Origin of the sequence: uncultured Phenylobacterium sp. (assembly GCF_902826855.1) — a bacterium.
Taxonomy (GTDB): Bacteria; Pseudomonadota; Alphaproteobacteria; order Caulobacterales; family Caulobacteraceae; genus Phenylobacterium.
Map to the genome: position 1 here is coordinate 1 of NZ_CADEGK010000256.1, position 5,555 is coordinate 5,555.

General features: G+C 60.8%; 5 protein-coding genes. All 5 read left to right on the forward strand.

The features are described from left to right. Positions 1–270 (forward strand): hypothetical protein (locus QZV94_RS22560; RefSeq protein ID WP_293682298.1); only part of this gene is annotated, 270 nt, incomplete at its 5' end. Positions 271–309: 39 nt separating this feature from the next. After that, the gene (hxsD, locus tag QZV94_RS22565) at positions 310–597 is read left to right on the forward strand and encodes a His-Xaa-Ser system protein HxsD (RefSeq protein ID WP_293682301.1); all 288 of its coding nucleotides are present in this window, start codon (positions 310–312) and stop codon (positions 595–597) included. After that, positions 590–2,053: a His-Xaa-Ser system radical SAM maturase HxsB gene (hxsB, locus tag QZV94_RS22570; protein WP_293682304.1), complete on the forward strand. Its 1,464-nt coding sequence runs from the start codon at positions 590–592 to the stop codon at positions 2,051–2,053. Before hxsD ends, hxsB begins: the two co-directional genes overlap by 8 nt. Continuing rightward, positions 2,050–3,249: a His-Xaa-Ser system radical SAM maturase HxsC gene (gene hxsC, locus QZV94_RS22575; protein ID WP_293682307.1), complete on the forward strand. Its 1,200-nt coding sequence runs from the start codon at positions 2,050–2,052 to the stop codon at positions 3,247–3,249. The genes hxsB and hxsC overlap by 4 nt, the downstream gene beginning before the upstream one ends. Before the next feature lie 1,867 nt (positions 3,250–5,116). After that, complete coding sequence (locus tag QZV94_RS22580; RefSeq protein ID WP_293682310.1) at positions 5,117–5,554, forward strand: PEPxxWA-CTERM sorting domain-containing protein; 438 nt, start codon at positions 5,117–5,119, stop codon at positions 5,552–5,554. Position 5,555 lies beyond the last annotated feature (1 nt).

Genomic DNA, 5,555 nt, shown 5'->3' on the forward strand with positions numbered 1-5,555 from the left:
TCCAAAAAGGGATTCCTGAAGCCATTCGCCGTGACCGTGGCGACGCTTCTGTCGGCCACCCAAGCCCAGGCGTCGATCCCCACTGCAGTGACTGAGAAGGCGAAGGCGGCAGTCGCCGCGCCTCAGGGCCCACAGGCGTTCGATCTCGTGATCGACCGCTCTGATGTGACGGTGCAGTTCGCGCAGCATCGGAGCCACAGTTCGCATAGCTCGCACTCAAGCCACAGCTCGCATTCGAGCCACAAATCCCACGTCTCCAGCTCGTACTAGAGGCTCGCCTCTAGCGCAGCCGCAGGGGAGGCGTGCGCGATGCTCGCGGAGTTCCCCAAGGCGGCGTTTACTGCGGAAGCGATCAAGCGCGCCGCCTATGTTTTCATGGACCGCGCGGACATATCGCTCCAGGCGACCGAATCGCAGTGGCAGTGCATGATCACCGCTCGGGCTGGGCAGAGCTTCACCGTCGAGCAGCTGGCGGAAGCGTTTCGGCGTGAGGTCTTGGATCAAGACCTGCGGCTGACGATCGAAGCGAAAACTGAAGCGACCCGGACAGCCATCCTCGGCTTGGCGTTTTCGCGCACGGGATTGCAGGGTGAGTAGGTTCCAACAGCTCGCCGAATTCGAGCGGCCGCTCGCTGCTGGCTACGAGCTTCTTCCGTTTCACTTCACGGCACTTGATGACGACAACTACGTCGCGACGAATGTGGCGGGTGAGTTCGTGGTGCTTACGCGCCCAGACCTTGAGGCGTTCTCCTCGCAGAGCTTGCCGCATACGTCCGCGCTTTATGACGAACTCAAGTCGAAGCACTTCCTGATCGACAGCGATTCCGATGTCGCCATTGACCTCCTCGCGCTGAAGCTTCGCACGAAGCTCGCGCCACTCGCCAACTTCACCGGCCTACACATGTTCGTTGCGACCCTGCGCTGCGAGCACTCGTGCCCGTACTGCCAGGTCTCGCGAGCAAACGACGATCGAACTGAGTTCGACATGAGCGAGGCTACAGCACTCAAAGCGCTTGACCTTGTGTTCCGATCGCCAAACCCCGCCATCAAGGTCGAGTTTCAGGGGGGCGAGCCGCTGCTGAACTTTCCGCTCGTCCGGTTCGTCGTTGAAGAGGCGAAGCGGCGCAATGAAGCCGAGCGGCGGAATCTTGCGTTTGTCATCGCCACCAACCTGGCGGTGATCGACGACGAGATCCTCGACTTCTGCCGGACCCACGCCATCCTGATCTCGACGTCGCTCGATGGACCTGCTGATCTCCACAACAAGAACCGTCCGCGACCGGGTCACGACTCGCATGCACGGGCGGTGGCGGGCATCCACGCGTGCCGTTCAGCACTCGGCCGAGATCAGGTCGCGGCCTTGATGACAACGACCGCCGGAAGCCTGGGGCGTGTCCGGGAAATCATCGACGAGTACGTGTCGCTCGACTTCGACGGCATTTTCCTCCGCCCGCTGTCCCCCTACGGCTTCGCCATGAAGACGAAGTTCTATCGAGGCTACGACCAAGCCAGGTGGCTCGACTTCTATTTCGAGGGCCTTGACTACATCATCGACCTCAACCTCTCGGGCTTCTGGTTCATTGAGCACTACGCCGCACTCATCCTGCGCAAGATGCTCACGCCGTTTCAGCCAGGATATGTCGATCTGATCAGCCCTGCCGGTATCGGGATTGGCGCCATCGCCTACAACTACGACGGAGACGTGTACGCTTCGGACGAGAGTCGCATGCTCGCCGAGATGGGCGACAAGACGTTTTGTCTGGGCAACGTCCACACCCACAGCTTCGAGGACATCTTCCTCGGAGATGCGCTGCTTGGACCTTTGGAAGCGTCGTTCGCCGGAAGCGCGCCCATGTGTTCCTGGTGTGCGTTTGAGCCGTACTGCGGCGCCGACCCGGTCTTTCATCACGCGACACAGGCCGATTTCGTCGGGAAGAAGCCGCTCTCCGCCTACTGCAATCGCAATATGGCGATTTTCCGTGGCCTCATTCAAAGAATGCGTTCGAACCCTGACGTTCGCGCCGTGTTCGAGCGCTGGGCGAACCTCGGATGATTGCGCTATCCGCAGCCCAGCTGAGCTTTAATACGCCAGGCGCTGACGCGCCTCGTCAGACCATCTTTTTGTCCGACAATCCGGGCCGACCCATGCCGCTTCGGCAGCGGGAGGGATTTCTGGTTCGCGATGGGGAGGTTCCCGAAGGTTTTGGTTGGTACCTCTTGCATGGCGAGGCGACCGCGGTAGCCGCGCGCCTCGCAAACCAGCGGGTCGTCCTGCTTCCGCCAGAACTCGACTACCTAGGCGATGGCGATGTGGTTCGGCTCAACCCGGAGCGCACAGCGTTGCGGGTTCTCTATCGCCGTTCATCGCCACACAACCACTTTTTGCTCACGGAGCGCTGCAACAACTACTGCCTCATGTGTTCCCAGCCACCTCGGAACGTGAACGACGGTTGGATCATCGACGAGGTGATTGAGGCTCTGCCGCTCATCGACCGCGATACGGTCGAGCTGGGCATTACGGGCGGCGAGCCGACGTTGCTTGGCGAGCGATTTTTCGATCTCGTCCGCTCAGCGAAGAGCTTTTTGCCGGATACGGCGCTGCACGTCCTCACGAACGGGCGGCTGTTTGTAAACCCGGTGCAGGCCGAGACGCTCGGCAAGATCAACCACCCCGATCTCATGCTCGGGATACCAGTCTACTCGGACCTTGCGCACGTGCACGACTATGTCGTGCAGGCTGATGGCGCATACGATGAAACGATCCGCGGCATCCTCAACCTAAAGCGCGAGCGACAGAAGGTTGAAATCCGGGTCGTGCTTCACAAGCAGACCTACGCTCGTCTGCCACAGCTCGCGGAGTTCATTGCGCGCAACCTCCTGTTTGCGGATCACGTCGCCCTCATGGGTCTGGAGCTTATGGGATTCGCCCGCGCCAATCTCGAGGAACTCTGGATTGATCCCGTCGACTACCGTGAAGAGCTGACGGCGGCGGTAAACATCCTCAGCCGAGCGCGCATGAACGTCTCGCTCTACAATCTCCAACACTGCCTTCTCGACCGCTCGCTCTGGCCCTTCGCGCGCCGCTCGATCAGCGATTGGAAGCAAGAGTACATGCCGGAGTGCGACGGATGCGAGCTGAGGACGCAGTGCGCAGGCTTCTTCGCGTCTGCCAAGTATCGGTACAGCGACCGAATCACGCCGCTTGACGGCAGCGGCTGGCCCGTCCGGAATCAGAAAGCTGGCGGATAGTTGTATGAGTAAGAAGCGCAGCGCTTAAGCGGTCGGGGGGCCTGGATGGCAAGCGAACCTCTAATTCAACGCGCGTTCAGGCTGCTTCAACACGCCGGACTATTGTTAGTGTTCTGCTTGGCAGTCGGCGCGTTGGCTGGACTCTTCCGATACGGCCCCGGAAACTTCGAGGGGACGCAATCGCTGGCGGTCGAATCAAGCGTTGGGCCCTTCATGGCAGGCCTCCTGGGCCTCCTTATCACCCGCCGCCTTCAGTACGCACTGGGCGTGGCAACGGTCGTCTTCCTGTGGCTGCTATGGGACAAGCTGAGCCGGTAAGTCTAGGACCTCGGCAACTATGATCTGGCTCCGCGAGGCGGGCGAACGATTTCACCGGCGGCAGGCTTGCGACGGTAAGTATTGGCCTGGTGAGCAATTGGCTCGCGCCCACCGGCGCCGAATTACGCAGTGGGGTGGTCGAGTGCTTCAGCTCCTAAAGTATGTTGGCGGGCTAGTCCTTGTCTTGATGCTGGTGAGAGGTTGCTTCTTTCTCACAGGTACACTCGCAAGCTCATCAAAGGAGGAATCAGGCGACGTAAACGTCATAGCCTTCGCGACGGAACGGGCCCCAATCGAGACACGCGCCACCAAGCCGCGCCAAGGGTATCGGCACTATGATGTTGGTCACGGCGTATCAATCGAAGTTCCAACGCACTGGCACGTCCTCACAGGTCCAGAAGTGGGTAGAATTCGGGCGGCAGCCGATAAGCAATTTCCGGACGACGGCACGGAGAAATCGACCACTCTCGCTGCAAATTCGAACAAGGACCCTAGATTAAGTGAAGCAATTACTCGCGTTAGTTTTTCCCAAAAGACATTCAGTCAGGATGACATTAGAACTGCAATGCCATCAGACTTCAACGGCCTTTGCATCAGTTTGGCATCTCAGATAAAATCTTCCACCATTAAGTTGGTCGATTCTCCGAATTGCACGCAGTCTGCTCTCGGAGGTCAAATCGCGCTCCGAACAACATATCGTAGGGAGGGGTTTACGCCAGGTACTACTTGGACAGTGGATATGTATCAAATTCCACTGGCTGACTCCGTAGCAATCATCACCTTGTCGCGGATAGACGGTTCGACTGCCGCCGCGCAACGCGTCTCGGACATAGCTGCGAGTCTCAAGTTTAGGTGAACGTCGGCGCCCGGGCCGCCGGGGCCTTTACCATCGCCACGGCCTGCCCACGACAGGGATATCGATGCCCTCACGCTGTGCCGGCCTATCGACGTTCCGACGCGAGGGGTGAGCCCCCGGCTACTGTCTGTCGGGACGCCGGGGGCTCCACGGCATCGTGCCGATGGCCGTGCGCACGGGAGTCGGGGGACAACCGCGCCCGACTTCAATGCAGTCCTCTCAACCGCGTTCCTGTCGAGCCAGCGCTCTATCAAAAGACATGGAGCGTGCGGAAGCCCGCTTGCTCCGGATACCGGACCCGAGGTCGGAGACGTCGGAGGTCAGCCGAGGGATGCCACAGCAACCGTCATGCGGCCCTTCTCCCCCAAGGCCACGCTACGCAGCTTCGCGAGGCCTCACAAGCTTGCGCGAACAACGTGGAGCCGAGGGCGTTGCCTCCGGCGGCTCCCGATCTGTGACCGGCTTCCGGTGGGCGAGGCGGTCCCGGAAGAGTGGCCAAGCCCTGTCCGTCACCACTCCTGCGGACCGCATCAGCGCTGGGGCGCAACGCGTTGCAGTACAGGGTCATGGAAACACGCCACCGCGCCGCGCAGAGTCCAGCGGGTGGTGATGGCACGACGACACGGAGCGCACCAAAGGTTGCCGAGGCTGCTCGTCTGTCGAACCCTGCCACGCCCAACTTACCCTTGTGACATGCACGCCACCGTAAATCAGGAGCGGAGGATCGGCAGCAGTTTGGGGGCCATGTCCGGCAGGGTCGCAGTCAGCATTATGGCTAGTCGTTTCGGCCACACAGTGGGGTGTCGTAACCGCAACACCCTCCAGTGCATTGACCGTCTCACGGGGGGATTTGGCGGCGGCGGGGGCGGCGGCTGGGACTACGGCGGCGGCGGCGGCGGCTATAGCGGTGGAAACGCACCCGATGGCGCCACGATCGGCGGGAGTTCGTATCTAAATCCGTTCTCCTTTACGAATGGGATAGGGGAGGCTGGAGTGCGCGCCGGAAACGGCTTGCTGACGATCAACTTTATTGGTGTTCCCGAGCCGGCGACCTGGGCGATGATGATCATGGGCTTCGGCGGCGTCGGCGCGATGATTCGCCGTCGGCGGACAGCACTGGTTTCTGCTTAGG

Coding starts and splice junctions, on each gene's coding strand:
- hxsD (WP_293682301.1), top strand. CDS start 310: ATGCTCGCGGAGTTCCCCAAGGCGGCGTTTACTGCGGAAGCGATCAAG.
- QZV94_RS22580 (WP_293682310.1), top strand. CDS start 5,117: ATGCACGCCACCGTAAATCAGGAGCGGAGGATCGGCAGCAGTTTGGGG.
- hxsC (WP_293682307.1), top strand. CDS start 2,050: ATGATTGCGCTATCCGCAGCCCAGCTGAGCTTTAATACGCCAGGCGCT.